This is a genomic window from Ruminococcus flavefaciens (genome assembly GCF_900108555.1).
In the GTDB taxonomy this organism is placed as follows: domain Bacteria; phylum Bacillota; class Clostridia; order Oscillospirales; family Ruminococcaceae; genus Ruminococcus; species Ruminococcus flavefaciens_P.
This window is the reverse complement of sequence record NZ_FNWV01000005.1, coordinates 190269-204803: the sequence shown is the minus strand read 5'-3', so window position 1 is coordinate 204803 and position 14535 is coordinate 190269. Positions and strand designations below refer to the sequence as shown.

General features: G+C 41.2%; 11 protein-coding genes and 4 tRNA genes. 12 read left to right on the top strand and 3 right to left on the bottom strand.

All coding sequences use genetic code 11. The features are described 5' to 3' along the window. Positions 1-54: 54 nt before the first annotated feature. Positions 55-1992, bottom strand: coding sequence for a polysaccharide biosynthesis protein (locus tag BLW60_RS09055; protein WP_074716592.1), 1938 nt, complete (start codon positions 1990-1992; stop codon positions 55-57). A gap of 542 nt (positions 1993-2534) precedes the next feature. Here BLW60_RS09055 and BLW60_RS09050 point away from each other — a divergent pair. After that, complete coding sequence (locus tag BLW60_RS09050) at positions 2535-5000, top strand: hypothetical protein (RefSeq protein ID WP_074716590.1); 2466 nt, start codon at positions 2535-2537, stop codon at positions 4998-5000. 94 nt (positions 5001-5094) lie between these two features. Here BLW60_RS09050 and BLW60_RS09045 read toward each other — a convergent pair whose 3' ends face one another. Both BLW60_RS09045 and BLW60_RS09040 read right to left on the bottom strand, forming a co-directional pair. Next, positions 5095-5979: a DMT family transporter gene (locus BLW60_RS09045; RefSeq protein ID WP_074716588.1), complete on the bottom strand. Its 885-nt coding sequence runs from the start codon at positions 5977-5979 to the stop codon at positions 5095-5097. A 19-nt stretch (positions 5980-5998) separates the two neighbouring features. Beyond that, positions 5999-6844, bottom strand: a complete 846-nt coding sequence (locus BLW60_RS09040) for a tRNA lysidine(34) synthetase (RefSeq protein WP_074716586.1) — start codon at positions 6842-6844, stop codon at positions 5999-6001. Positions 6845-7017: 173 nt separating this feature from the next. Here BLW60_RS09040 and BLW60_RS09035 point away from each other — a divergent pair, with 173 nt between their 5' ends. The 11 genes from BLW60_RS09035 to BLW60_RS08985 all read left to right on the top strand — a co-directional run bounded on the left by BLW60_RS09035 (position 7018) and on the right by BLW60_RS08985 (position 14528). Beyond that, positions 7018-7974 (top strand): serine O-acetyltransferase, encoded by a 957-nt coding sequence (locus tag BLW60_RS09035; protein ID WP_081348188.1) that lies wholly within the window; start codon positions 7018-7020, stop codon positions 7972-7974. A gap of 168 nt (positions 7975-8142) precedes the next feature. Further along, positions 8143-8218, top strand: a tRNA-Val gene (locus tag BLW60_RS09030). A 7-nt stretch (positions 8219-8225) separates the two neighbouring features. Beyond that, positions 8226-8302, top strand: a tRNA-Asp gene (locus tag BLW60_RS09025). 4 nt (positions 8303-8306) lie between these two features. After that, a tRNA-Gly gene (locus tag BLW60_RS09020) sits at positions 8307-8382 on the top strand. A gap of 5 nt (positions 8383-8387) precedes the next feature. Then, positions 8388-8461: transfer RNA gene (locus BLW60_RS09015), tRNA-Cys, on the top strand. A 195-nt stretch (positions 8462-8656) separates the two neighbouring features. Beyond that, positions 8657-10327, top strand: coding sequence for a choice-of-anchor A family protein (locus BLW60_RS09010; RefSeq protein WP_074716581.1), 1671 nt, complete (start codon positions 8657-8659; stop codon positions 10325-10327). A gap of 208 nt (positions 10328-10535) precedes the next feature. Then, complete coding sequence (gene rsxC / locus BLW60_RS09005; protein WP_074716579.1) at positions 10536-11813, top strand: electron transport complex subunit RsxC; 1278 nt, start codon at positions 10536-10538, stop codon at positions 11811-11813. Positions 11814-11827: 14 nt separating this feature from the next. Next, complete coding sequence (locus BLW60_RS09000) at positions 11828-12769, top strand: RnfABCDGE type electron transport complex subunit D (protein ID WP_074716577.1); 942 nt, start codon at positions 11828-11830, stop codon at positions 12767-12769. Then, positions 12759-13286, top strand: a complete 528-nt coding sequence (locus tag BLW60_RS08995) for an RnfABCDGE type electron transport complex subunit G (RefSeq protein ID WP_074716574.1) — start codon at positions 12759-12761, stop codon at positions 13284-13286. The genes BLW60_RS09000 and BLW60_RS08995 overlap by 11 nt, the downstream gene beginning before the upstream one ends. Next, a complete protein-coding gene (gene rsxE / locus BLW60_RS08990) occupies positions 13279-13953 on the top strand; it encodes an electron transport complex subunit RsxE (protein ID WP_074716572.1) in 675 nt (224 codons plus the stop codon). Before BLW60_RS08995 ends, rsxE begins: the two co-directional genes overlap by 8 nt. Further along, a complete protein-coding gene (locus BLW60_RS08985) occupies positions 13950-14528 on the top strand; it encodes an electron transport complex protein RnfA (protein WP_074716570.1) in 579 nt (192 codons plus the stop codon). Before rsxE ends, BLW60_RS08985 begins: the two co-directional genes overlap by 4 nt. Positions 14529-14535: the final 7 nt, after the last annotated feature.

The following is a 14535-nucleotide window of genomic DNA, read 5'->3' as shown; positions in this document are numbered from 1 at the left end:
TCAATGATCGGCAGTACGTCGTACATTCCCATGAAAGGAACATTATTGACATTATTAAGCTGACTCCGCAGCAGATACAAGAGTTTCCTTTTTAAGCTCTTTGCTGTTGAATTCATCGGGTGTGGTAAATGTAGGAACCATATCATGCAGAGCTTCAACAGCTATCTTTTCATTGTTTTCAAGTGCAGCATTTCTAAGTGCATTGAGTCTGAAAGCAAAGGACATTTCGTCGATCTCGATCTGCTTACCGATAAATATGAGCTTGTTGGAAGTTTTCTGGAGACCTTCCTCATTCATGAGGAGCTCTTCCTTTATCTTCTCACCGGGACGAAGTCCGGTGAATTTGATCTCAACATCTTTATAAGGTTCTTTTCCGTACATACGGATAAGATTTTCGGCAAGAGTAACTATCTTTACAGGCTGTCCCATATCAAGAACGAAGATCTCGCCGCCGTGAGCGATAGCAGCAGCCTCCATAACGAGACTTACAGCCTCAGGTATAGTCATAAAGTAACGAATTATATCAGGGTGTGTAACAGTAACAGGTCTGCCTTGTTCTATCTGCTTTCTGAAAAGCGGGATAACAGAACCGTTTGAACCGAGAACGTTGCCGAAACGTGTTGTAACGAATTCAGTTCTTCCTTCATGCTGCTGAGCAAGATACTGAACTATCATCTCACAGCATCTCTTTGATGCACCCATAACATTGGTCGGATTAACAGCCTTATCTGTGGATATCATTACAAACTTCTCAACGTTGTGGAACTGTGCAAGTGTAGCAACATTGAAAGTACCGACAATGTTATTCTTGATGGCTTCCATAGGGGACACTTCCATAAGCGGAACGTGCTTATGTGCAGCTGCATGGAAAACAACATCAGGCTTGTAAGTATCGAATATCTGATTCATACGGAAGTAATCACGTACAGAAGCGATAAGTGTTACAAGATCAAGCTCATCGCCGTATTCCATTTTTAGTTCCTGCTCTATCTCATAAGCGTTGTTCTCATAGATGTCAACGATTATGACTTTTTTAGGAGAGTATTTTGATATCTGACGAACAAGCTCTGAACCAATGCTTCCGCCGCCGCCTGTTACCATACATACTTTGCCGCCGATGAAGTTTTTGATATCCGCATTATCAAATTTGATAGGATCACGGCCGAGAAGATCCTCAACTCTGATATCACGTATCTGATTGATGATAGTCTTGTTTTTATCGTCAAAAACAAGGTTGCCGATAAAAGGAACGACTTTTACAGGTACTTTAGTATCTGCACATATGTCAAGTATGCGCTTTCTCTCGTCCTCGAAACAAGATGGGATAGCAAAGAGTATCTGTTCGATATTCTTCTCCTTGACAAATCTGTAGATCTCAGCTGTAGTTCCCACGATCTGAATGCCGCCGATCTCAGAACCTATCTTTTCCTTGTCATCGTCGATAATGCAGACAGGATCAAACATTGTTACCTGCTTGTCTTCTGAATACGGAGAATTCTGAGCGTTGTGTATTTCCTTGAGTATAGTCTTGCAGGCTTGACCACCGCCGATAACCATTGTACGTTTACCATTGAAAGTTTTTGGCTGTGCAAGAGTTATGAACGCTGTCTTGAATAAATATCTGAAAAGGCAAACGCCAAGGACGATAAGTGCAAGATGGAAAACAGAATAACTCAGTTCATATGTACCGTCAATTATGTAAACGATAGCCGTTGAGCAAACGATACCGACTATTGAACCGTAAACACAAGTAAGATAATCTTTACTATTAAAGTATCGCCATAACTTGTGATAAGCACCCGCTATGAACATTCCGCCTATACAGCATATCGCACTCACAGCCCCAGATATCACAAGTTTTGACTCATCAATGTCCCGCCCGACAAATGACAAGCAAAAGTTTGCGACCAAAGCTGCAACGCAGATAATAAATACATCAGCTACAGCAAGAACGATTTTTCGACACTTAAAGCTTCTAAACAGATCTCTCATAATATAAAACTCCCTTCACCCCGACCATTGTATTGTTTGAACGCTCACCACATATAGTATAAAGATATTATTAAAACATCACAGAATATTTAATGCAGTAAACTAAAGATTTTATTTATATATAAATCTCATCTAAACTAATACAATTCAATTATACTTATTGTTGCAAAAAAATCAAGAGCAAAACAGTTATCACTAAAAAAGTTCATTAATTTTTGTTACATATCACAAATGACGCAGTAATTTAAGCTGCTCATTAGGTCATTTATTCAGCTGATTTTTAGCATTTTGTATTTGATTAGATGTTTTATACTACAAGTACTCTATGATGATATAACATTTTGTAAATTTAAAATTAATTTGTATCAGCATTAATCAAATACACAAATTATTTATTATTTTGTTTTGGAGTGCTTTTTGTCATTCATAAAGTGACATTTGTCACCCAAAAAATGACGAACGACATCTTAAAAGAATTCCGAAAACGTGATATTATATAGTCACAGCCAAAACAAACGCTCCTTACAGAAAGGATGGTCATTATGACAGATTTTTTGACATTGATCTTTATTTTAATGCCGATCGCGATACCGCTTATCGTAATAGGCTTAGTTAAGCTGTCGGACAGAAATAAAAACAGCAGCAATTATCCGAATTATCTCTATTACAATAATAATCAGCCTTACGGTTACAATATCAGCAACAGCAATCCTGCTCCCGAAGGCTTCGGAAGCACACCTACACCTCTTCCGAAGAGCCCTCAAGCTCCCGCAGAAGAAGCTCCTTTACCTGAGCCGCAGAAAGCTGAGCCTGTAAAGCCAAAGAATTCAAAGCCTGATATGACAGTTTCAAATATACTGTTTCTTATCGGTACAGTATTTGTAGTTCTTTCAGGACTTGCCTTTGGCGTTGCAAGCTGGGTCAACACAACTCACACAGGCAGAGTTCTTATAATAGCCGCAGCAGCAGTTATCGCATATATACTCAGCTGCGTAGTATCAAAGTCACTTAAACTCTCAGGTACATCTATGTCGTTTTATGTACTTGGTACAGGTTTCGTATCCACGGCATTACTTACAGCAGGCTACTATCAGATAATGGGCAAATGGTTCTCGTTTGACGGTGACGGAGCATTTGCACTGCTTGCATTCTCATCAATCATAGCAGCAGCTCTCATGTTCATAGGCGCAAAGCTTTTCAGGAATATCATTCTTGTATACACTTCACTTTCAGCCGCAGCACTTGCATTTTTATTCACTATTTTACAGGCAGCAGACACATATGCTTCACGTTCATTCCTTTTCGCAGCAGCTCAGATAGTAATTACAGCTTTCATCTATCTGGCAGCTCCGCTCAAGGGCAGCAAATACGAAGCACCTGTAAAAAATGTTGGCACAGTAACAGCAATTATCTTTGGCTCATCAGCATTAAGCTATGTCATAACAACTCTTTCAGGACCAACATTTGCAAGCTATTTCATAATCGCAGCAGCTGTCATTCAGTTTGCTTTTTACGGAATTTACAAGAAGATATCAGCTCTTATCGGCATTGAATCAGTTCTTTCACTGATACTCTCATTGATGATATACGTTTCACTTTCAAATGCATACAGCGATAAACTCAGCATAATAGCATTTTCACTCATTACAATGATCGTCTACTTTATACACCGCTTTGTTCCTGATTTAAAGAACAAATTCGCAGAGCTTATCACTTTTTTATCAGTTATGTTCACAACATTCTTATGCATAGGAATGATAAGAACAAATTCATTTGTACCTTATCTTATGATCGCAGCAATTGCCTCTGTTATAGTTGATTCTTACTTATTCAGCAGTGATCCTACAGTAAAGATACTTGCAGGACTTTTTACACCTGTTATACCTGTAAGTGCAGTTATGACTATCTCAAGATATTACATCGTTTCACAGGAATACTACATTAACAACATCATCTGCATGAGCATACTCGCAGGACTTCTCATAGGCTTTGCAGCAGTTATACTCTGTACACCATTTGGCAAGAAGATCAAATCTGAAGCGGCTGTATATTCAAATCTCGGATTAGCAGGTATGATCCTTATTTCAACACAGCAGTACAAGCTTTTCACACTTATTACAGCAGCACTTTGCCTTATCCATTTTGCACTTTCTAACAAATCAAAGTTCAACATCACAGCAGCTTTATCATCATTTGCACTTATCAAGATAACATACCTTATGGCAAGTGAATATTCAAAAGACAGTATAGTACCTGAGATAGCAATGTTCATAACAGTTATCGTCTACGCAGTTCTTTCAAGAATAATATATCCCGAAGCTATCATTTGTGATAAAGGCAGCAAGAAAGATGTTGATCCTCTTATCACTGTTGCAATAGTACCTGTTTTCAAGGTATTCGGCGTTACAGACCTGTCTGTATTTCTCGGACTTATTGCCTGCGCGATTTTCTGCACAGGACTCGTTAAAAAGAATTTCAGCGATAAAGCAGTTTCCGTACTTCTAACATTATCTACAGCTTTCACAGTCATCGCACTCATCGAGCGTCCGTTCTTCATCTTCGAGTCAAGAGCTGTAACAAACAAGATAACTCTTGCAATGATCGCATTATCAGGTTTTGCAGTACGTTTTATCTGGCGCAAATTCGAGAATATAGCAAAGAATTTCTCACAGATCATATTCATATTCACATTTGTATCACTTCTTATTGATGCTATAGTATTTGATACAGCAGAAAATACTATATTTGTAATGGCAATAATGATGATCGTTCTTTTAGCTTCTATCGTATCAAGATCAAAGACATGGTTCATCACATCAGCTGCTTCACTCTTTACAATAACATTATTTGCAACAAGGGATTACCTCATGGCACTCAACTGGTGGATATATCTTTTCCTCGCAGGTGTTATACTTATCGGACTTGCAGCAGCAAATGAATATCTCAAAAAGAACAACGAAACACTTAAAACATCTGTTGCTAAGAAATTCAGCGGCTGGACATGGTAAAACCAATGCTTGGCAATTAACATCATACTAATAAAGAAGAACCCCTTTTGAAAAAGGGGTTCTTTCTATTTTGCTGTATTATTATATTTGCAACTCATGCTGAACGGCGTTTTATGTCCAATTGTGCTATGATAACTGCTGCGAAAACAAGTCCGCAGCCTGCAAGCTCCTTTACACTGAGCTGTTCGGACAGTATGAGCCAGCCTGATAGGGCGGCGAAAACAGATTCGAGACTCATAAGCAGTGTAGCAATGGCAGGGGGAGTAAAACGCTGTCCGATTATCTGCAATGTGTATGCTGCTCCGCAGGACATGATACCTGTGTAAAGAATGGTATATCTTGCGGCTATGATATCGTTTACACGTGGCTCTTCAAACAAGAACATACAGACAGCCATAAGCGTTCCTGCTGTGAAAAACTGTATGCATGACATCATCATGCTGTCGGCATTTTTTGCGTTGAAGTGATCTATTGCAAGTATGTGGAGTGCATAGAAAAAGGAGCATATAAGTACGTAAAGGTCCCCCTTTGAAACTGTGACACCCTCATTTATGCAAAGCAGATAAAAGCCTGTAACTGCTATAACTGCACATATCCATACCTTTAAGCTGCATTTTTTGCCGAGAAATATTCCGAGCAGAGGGACTATTATTACATAAAGAGCAGTGATAAAGCCTGCTTTTCCTGCTGATGTAAGACTTATACCATATTGCTGTAGAGAGCTTGCGATGAATAAGATGATCCCGCAGCATATACCGCCTGATATAGTTGCAGTAAGCGGAGCTTTTTTGGCTTTTTTATCCTTTGTTTTGAATATTAAAATTATTGGTATAAGTACGATGCCGCCAAGCAATGTTCTTGCGGCATTGTATGTAAAAGGTCGGACATACTTCATTCCTTCGCTTTGCGCAACAAATGCAGTACCCCATATCATCGCTGTGATAAGCAGCATTATACTGCCTTGAAGTTTCTTTGACATATATCATCACCAGAACGCTTCAGGAATGATCTTCAAATTTATTCGTTCCCTTTACGCTAAGCCCTTTGTCGAAGTCATCAAGGAAATGGTGATATTCGCTTCCTCTGTGGTAGGAAATGAGGGTTTGCAGATTGACGTTTTCTACACTTCGGAATATATTCATATCAACAGAGGGATTGACTTCGCGCAGAGTTTTCAGAAGCTGTTTTACTTCGGCACGTTTAGAGCTTCCTTCGCTTCTTGTTATTCGGCAGGCGCACTGTATGAAATGCAGATCGTTATATTCCGACCATTTTATTATATCATCTTCGCGGACAAGATAAAGCGGACGTATCACCTGTACGTTTTCATAGTTTTCGCTGTGTATCTTAGGCATCATAGTCTGTATCTGCGAGCCGTAAAGCATACCCATAAGGATTGTTTCTATTACGTCATCGAAGTGATGACCGAGAGCTATCTTATTGCAGCCCAGCTCCTGAGCTGTTTTGTACAGCCAGCCGCGGCGCAGTCTTGCGCAGAGAAAGCATGGGTGCTTTTCTGCTTTTGCAGTTGACTCAAAAATGCGTGTGTTCATTATTTTTACGGGTATATTCAGTAATTCGGCGTTTGCGATTATCTTGCTGCGGTGCTCCTCTGTGTATCCCGGATCCATGACTATATATTCGGTATCGAAGTTTATGCTGCCGTATTTCTGCAAACGCATGAGACACTTTGCCATAAGCATGGAATCCTTGCCGCCTGATATGCAGACAGCTATCCTGTCGCCGTTTTCGATCATTTTGTATTCATCTATGCCTTTTCTGAATTTAGACCAGATGCTTTTACTGAATTCACCTGTAAGTGACCTGTCGATATTGATATCCATAGAGTACTCCTTTTTAATACATATATATAATATATCGTGAATATCATTTAAAGTCAATAGCAAAACAGAGCTTTTTTTATGTATATAAAACATATTGACTATGTATAAGAAATAATGTATAATTGTATATGTACTGATATGTATCGGTATAATTGCATTAAGGGGTGGATATGATGAATGGTCTTGAAGACATGATAAATGATCTTACGCATAGTATACTTTCTGATTATAAGGACGATCGTACTATCAATGAGATAAAAACTTTCGATCATCCTGATAACGATGAGATAATAAGTATAATCGAAGGTCTGAGAAGAATAATTTTCCCTGGTTACTTCAGAAATAAGAGCTACAGAGTATTTACTGTAAGAAATAATATGTCCATGATACTTGAAGATGTTATTTTCAAGCTTATCAGGCAGATATATATAGTTCTGAGATATGATGAAAAATACGAGAAGCTTGATGACAACGAATTAAACAACAACGCTATCCGTATTACTTTTGAGTATCTTAATAAGATCCCGAAGATAAGAGCGTTCATCGAAACCGATGTTCAGGCTGCATATGACGGAGATCCTGCTGCATATAATAAGGACGAGATAATTTATTCCTATCCCGGACTTTATGCTATACTTGTAAACCGTCTCGCACATGAGCTTTTTGTACTTGGTGTTCCGCTTATCCCGAGAGTTATGACCGAACACGCTCACAGCAAAACAGGTATTGATATACATCCCGGTGCAACTATCGGCAAGTATTTCTTTATCGACCACGGTACGGGTATAGTTATCGGTGAAACAACAGAGATAGGGGACTACGTTAAGGTATATCAGGGCGTAACCCTTGGTGCGCTTTCTACAAGAGGCGGTCAGTCTTTGCGTAATAAGAAGCGTCATCCTACTATTGAGGACAATGTTACTATCTATTCGGGAGCTTCTATTCTCGGCGGTGAAACTGTTGTAGGCGCGAATGCTGTCATCGGCGGTAACGTATTCATAACACGTTCTGTACCGTCGGGTGCAAAGGTCAGCGTAAAAAATCAGGAACTGAGATATAATTTTGATGATTCTTCCAAGGTGGAAAAATCCGATCTTGATAATGATGAAAGCTGGTTTTATATTATATAGACCTTTATAAAAAGAAAATTTTTTAGTGCATTTTGCAAAATATAGCCAAAAAGCAAATGCACTAAAAATTTTTTGGAAAAATTTCAAAAAAAGTCTTGACAACGAGCAGATATCGTGATATAATATTAAAGTCGTCGGGCGAGAAACCGATGAACAGAAGAATAAAGTGGGGGTTTAGCTCAGCTGGGAGAGCATCTGCCTTACAAGCAGAGGGTCACAGGTTCGAGCCCTGTAGTCCCCACCAATTCTTTGGCCTCGTAGTTCAGTTGGTTAGAACGCCTGCCTGTCACGCAGGAGGTCGACAGTTCGAATCTGTTCGGGGTCGCCATTATGCGGATTTAGCTCATCTGGTAGAGCGCCACCTTGCCAAGGTGGAGGTAGCGAGTTCGAGCCTCGTAATCCGCTCCAATAGCGGCGCTATAGCCAAGTGGTAAGGCGTGGGTCTGCAACACCCTGATCCCCAGTTCAAATCTGGGTGGCGCCTCCAAAAGAGCATCTGCAATAGCGGGTGCTTTTTTATTTGTCACGTTTCTTCAAGTATTGAAGAAGCGTTTTTTAGTTTATTCGTAAAATGTGAATAATGCTTATAGATATTATTTAATTTTTGTGTATAATGTTTATTGATTATATATGTTTTTTATGGTAGAATAGTATAAAATATATTATATTTGGGGGATCGTTTATGAATAAGATTAAAATTAAACGCCTTTTAAGTGTTTTGACTTCGTTTTGTATCATGGGAGCTGTACCGTTGGCTTTCCGTAATAGGGAAGTGCCTGTTGAACAAGGTTCACAGCCTGTGACAGAGCAGAATAAAGCAGAACTGCTTGGGGTGAGCGATTCTGACGAGTATTTCCTCGGAGCTGCTTCACAGTTCTCAGTTTTTCTCCACGATGATTTTGCAGCTCACGGCTCTGACTGTGAAGGCAGACTTGCCGCGGGCGGCAATGCAAATATTGGTGATCCTGTTTCGTACTCTGTCGGTGCTAAGCTTGATCCGTCAAGTAAGGCTGCACAGATAGTTGTTGGCGGAGATACACTGAAAAATTTCCAGCCTGACGGCAAACGTTTTGTTATCGGCAGCGAGAAATCCGTTAGTCAGGAGATAATCGACCATGAGAATGCAGGACAATGTGAGATTTACGTTGGTCAGCTCATTGATTTCGATAAGGAGTTTGCTTTGCTCGATCAGAGGAGCAGCTACCTGAGCGGTCTTGAGTCGAATGCAAATCTTGGCGTTGATAAGTACTACGATAAGGGCTGGACGATCACGGGCAGCGACAAAAACCTTAATGTAGTAACACTCAATGCGGATCAGGCGAAAACGTTCAATGACGGTTATTTACAGATAGATGTTTATATTCCAGAGGGCTCATATCTGGTGATCAATGTCCCCGGAGAAGATGTAAAGCTTCCCCTTACTAATATGAAGCTTTACGATGACAAGGGAAATCTGCTGCAGGATAAGGGCGAAAATATGCCTGTTCTGTATAACCTGAAGGACGCTACAAAGTTCAAATACCTCGGTTCAATACAAGGCTCGACACTTGCTCCTAATGCTGACGGAAGCGGTGACGAGGGCGGTCACGTAGCAGGTGCTACATTTGCCAAGTCCTTTGACGGCGGTATACAGTTTGGTTATTCGTCGTTCAATCCTAAGATGCTTAACAGCACTGAGGGAACAACGACCACTTCAACATCGACCACTACAACGACCACAACCACCACAACTACGACGACTACCACTACTTCAACAACGACGACCACAAGTACCACTACTACGACGAGTACAACTTCTACTTCTACTTCAACTACAACTACTTCCACTACGACGACAACAACGACAACAACTACTACCACAACAACGACCACAACAACAACTACCACAACTACCACAACAACAACTACCACAACAACAACTACCACAACTACCACGACAACAACAACTACTACAACGACTACGACAACCACAACTACGACAACCACAACTACGACAACTACAACTACCACGACAACGACATCTACCACAACAACAACTACTACGACTACAACCACGACTACAACGTCTACTACAACTACTACATCAACAACAACTACTACCACAACTACAAGTACAACAACAACCATTACTCAGGCGACTACACAAGACGGTGAAGAGCTGACAAATACCACGACAACGACCACAACTGCGACAAGTACCACAACTACGGCTACTACTACAAAGAAAACTACTACAACGACTAAGAGTAAAACTGATTCGCCCAAAACAGGTGTTACACCGATATATTCTGTTTTAGCCGTTCTTGGTGCAGCAGCTGCTGTTGCTGTGATCTCCCGCAGAAAAAATAAATAAGCATTTATGAGGCATCTTCGGATGCCTCTTTTTATTTGATAAGAACATATTTTATTGTCAATTTATTATTTTTTTGTAAAAACATCTTGAATAATTCTTTGATATGATATATAATTATTATTGTGTGGGCTTTTGAGTCTGATGCTTATTCCACGTTGAATACATTAATTAATTCGGCAGTTTTCTGCTTTAGCATAAGGAGTAATATATGAAGAAATTGAACGGTATCAAGCTGAAACACCGTAAAAATACGGAAAACAGCTCTACTGTAGTTTTTCCTCTTCCTCAGAAGGTCAGGATACCTATGTCCATGACTATGGGAGCACCTTGTCAGCCTCTTGTCAAGGTCGGTGATGAGGTCAAAGTCGGTCAGAAAATAGGCGACTCAGATGTTCCTTTCAGTGCGCCTGTTCATTCTGGAGTTTCGGGAAAAGTCGTTGCTTTGACTGATTACCGCAACGCCATGGGTGCAGTCTGTAAAATGGTCGAAATAGAGACCGACGGACAGCAGACAATTTCTGATGAAGTCAAGCCGCCTGTTGTCACAGACAAGGAAAGCTTCGTCAAGGCAGTCCGCGAGAGCGGTGCCTGTGGACTTGGCGGTGCAGGATTTCCGACGCATATAAAGCTTAATCCAAAGGCTGATATTGATACACTTATTATAAATGCGGCTGAATGTGAGCCTTATATCACTGCCGATTACCGTGAAATGATGGAAAATCCGCAGGATATCATCAACGGCATAAATATGGTCAAATCTCAGCTGGGCATCAAGTGTGCAAAGCTTGCTATAGAGTCTAACAAGCCCGAAGCCATCAAAAACTTCACAGAAATGGCTGAGAATGATGATACTATTGATATAATCACTCTTCCGTCTTCGTATCCGCAGGGCGCCGAAAAGGTCATTATCTATAATTCGACGGGAAGGATAGTAAACGAGGGTACTCTTCCTGCTGATGCAGGCGTTATCGTTATGAATGTTTCCACAGTTGCTTTCCTGTACAGGTATATGCAGACAGGTATGCCCCTTGTTACACGTCGATTAACAATAGACGGAAATGCAGTAGGTGAGCCTAAGAATGTAAGTGCAATAATAGGCACTTCGTTCAGAGAACTCCTTGAATTCTGCAAGACAGATATTGACTCTGTTAAAAAGCTTATTGCAGGCGGTCCTATGATGGGAATGAGCGTTCCCGATATTGATATGCCTGTTGTAAAGACTTCAAATGCACTTCTTGCTTTCAATCACTACGATGAGCGTAAAACATCAAACTGTATCCGCTGCGGTCGCTGTGTGAGAGTATGTCCTCTCGGACTTATGCCTGCGGATATAGACAGAGCTTATAAGATTCGTAATATCGATGAGCTGAAACAGCTTAAAGTTATGCTTTGCATGAACTGCGGAAGCTGTACATACGTCTGTCCTGCAAACAGAAAGCTTGCAGAGACAAATCAGCTTGCCAAAGCACTTATCCCAAGAAAGTAAGGAGGCGGAGAAACATGAACAAGCTTATCGTTTCGCCGTCACCACACGACGAAAACTACGTAAAAACTTCAAATATAATGCTGAATGTCATAATCGCTCTTCTTCCTGCATGGGGAGCTGCGATATATTTCTTCGGTATGCGCGTTATTCCGCTTACGGCAGTCTGTATCGGAAGCTGTATATTCTTTGAGTATGTATGCCGTGCTATGATGAAGCGCAGTAATACTGTCGGCGATATGTCGGCTGTTGTTACGGGACTTATTCTCGCGATGAATTTACCTGTGACTCTTCCTTACTGGATGGCTGTCATAGGTTCATTTGTGGCTATCGTTATCGTAAAACAGCTTTTCGGCGGACTTGGACAGAATTTCGCCAATCCTGCCATTACTGCACGTATCGTGCTTATGGTATCTTTCCCTGCGGCAATGACAAACTGGATAAAGCCGCTGGAGTACGATTACGATGCTGTATCTTCGGCAACTCCGCTGGTACTTGCCAAAAATGGCGGGGAACTTCCGTCATATCTTGATCTTTTTCTCGGTAAGACAGGAGGCTGTCTCGGTGAGGTATGTGCTCTGGGACTTCTCATAGGCGGACTTTACCTTGCAGCAAGAAAGATAATATCTTTAGCTGCACCTGTGTCATTCATCGGAAGCCTTTTCCTACTCAGCTTTATAGCAGGCGATGATCCTGTATATCAGATACTGGCAGGCGGCGTATTCCTCGGTGCTTTCTTTATGGCTACAGATTACGCTACAACTCCTATAACCACAAAGGGCAAGATAGTTTTCGGACTCGGCTGCGGAGTCATAACCTTTATTATAAGACGTTTCGGTTCTTATCCCGAGGGTGTATCGTTCTCCATACTCCTTATGAATGTTCTTACACCTTACATAGAGCAGCTTACAAGAACAAAGGTGCTCGGTGCAAAGGAGGCTGAAAAGAATGAAGGATAAGATAAAGCCTACTCTTGTACTTACTGTTATATGCGTTATCGCTTCATTGCTTCTTGCATTTGCCTATGAGCTTACAAAGGATCGAATCGCGGAGCAGAAAGCGGAGAAATTCAACAGCAGTGTTGAGGCACTTTTCGGCAAGACCGACAGCAAGACAGTTCAGCTTAAATGCGGATACGACGAGATACAGACCATAGCAGTTACTCCCGATAAAAAGACCGTTATACAGGTATGCACTGACGGTTACTCAAAGGGCGGTATAAACATTCTCGTTGGTATAGACGAAAACGGTGCTGTTTCAGGTATCGAGTTCGTATCTCTTGGAGAGACTCCGGGACTTGGCTCTAAGGTCAGAGATGAGGCTGATTTCAGAAAGCAGTTCTACGGACTTACACAGCCGACCGACTCTTTTGACGCTATAAGCGGTGCAACTTTCTCGTCAAAGGGCATGAAACACGCAGTTGATATTGCTTTGAAGGTATATAACGAAAATAAGGAGGCGATAATAGGTGGCTGATAACAAAAATTCTCTCACTAAGGAGATAACCAAGGGTATCATCAAGGAAAATCCCACACTTGTAATGCTTTTAGGTATGTGTCCTACTCTTGCTGTTACCACTCAGGCTATGAACGGTATCGGTATGGGACTGGCTACTACATTCGTTCTTCTTGGTTCAAATATTGTAATATCCGCACTCAGAAAAGTAATTCCCGATAAGGTGCGTATCCCTGCGTTTATCGTTATTATTGCAAGCTTCGTTACACTTATCGGCTTCCTGCTTGAAGGATTTGTGCCAAGCCTTTATGACAGTCTCGGTATTTACCTTACACTTATCACTGTTAACTGTATCATCTTCGGCAGAGCCGAAATGTTCGCAAGCAAGAACGGTGTTGTTGCTTCTGCCTGTGATGCTATAGGTATGGGTATAGGTTTTACACTTGCTCTGTTCCTTATGGGCTCTGTCCGTGAGATAATCGGCTCGGGAAAGTGGATGGGATTTACTATCCCTGTACTCAGCGATAATCCCATGCTGCTGTTTATTATGCCTGCGGGCGGTTTCTTTACTCTCGGCATCATAATCGCTCTTGTGAATAAGCTTTTCAACAAGAAGCCTCCTCAGGAGCTTGGATGCAGCGGCTGTCCGAATGCGGATAAATGCGGAAAGGCAGGTGACTGCAAATGAAAACTATGCTTGTGATACTTCTCTCTGCAATGCTCACTGATAACTTTGTACTTTCAAAGTTCATGGGTATATGTCCGTTCCTCGGTGTTTCAAAGAAGCTTGACAGCGCGGCTGGTATGGGAATTGCAGTTACTTTCGTAATGATATGTGCTACACTTGTTACATATCCTATACATCACGGAATACTCGTTCCAAACGGACTTGAATACTTCGATACCGTTGTATTTATCCTTGTTATAGCTCTGTTCGTTCAGCTGGTCGAGAACTTCCTTAAAAAGTGCGTTCCGTCACTTTACAGCTCGCTTGGCGTTTATCTGCCGCTTATAACTACAAATTGCGCTGTGCTCGGTGTTACAGTTCTTAATATCGATAACAGCTACAGCTTCGGGCAGTCTATAATAAACGCTCTCGGCGGCGGACTTGGCTTTATGCTTGCACTTGTAATATTCTCGGGTGTGCGCAAAAAGCTTGAATATGCAGATATCCCTGAAACTTTCAAGGGAGTTCCTGCTACACTTATTGCAGCTTCGATAGTTTCTGTAAGCTTTATGGGCTTCTCGGGACTGTTCAGCTAAGGAGGTG